Below are 355 nucleotides of genomic sequence, written 5' to 3'. Positions count from 1 at the left end.
TTTCATTCCATATGGTCAGGGCATCTTGAGAACCACTCTCTTTGGCCTTGCCAATCCAATATTTGGCTTTCGCTCTATTTTTATTAGTCCCTATACCATCAAGATACATTAGGCCCAAATTAATTTGTGCTAAATCCAATCCTGCTCTGCTGCTTTTTGATACCAGTACATGGCCTTTTTAAAATCTCTTTTGACTCCTTCACCCTGAACATACATTACAGCCAAATTATTTTGCGCCAAATCCAGGCCTTGCTCAGCAGCCTTTTGGTACCATTTAATAGCTTGTTTACTATCTTTTTTTTACTCCAAACCTTTCCATATACATAATAGCTAGATTATGCTGAGCTAAAGGTAA

General features: G+C 37.7%; 1 pseudogene. It reads right to left on the bottom strand.

Features of this window, described 5'->3' with window-relative positions:
• Positions 1–355, bottom strand: a pseudogene (locus OK13_RS13760) (tetratricopeptide repeat protein); the annotation flags it as partial.

The organism is Legionella norrlandica, from assembly GCF_000770585.1.
Classification (GTDB): Bacteria; Pseudomonadota; Gammaproteobacteria; order Legionellales; family Legionellaceae; genus Legionella; species Legionella norrlandica.
This window is presented reverse-complemented; position numbering and strand designations above follow the sequence as displayed.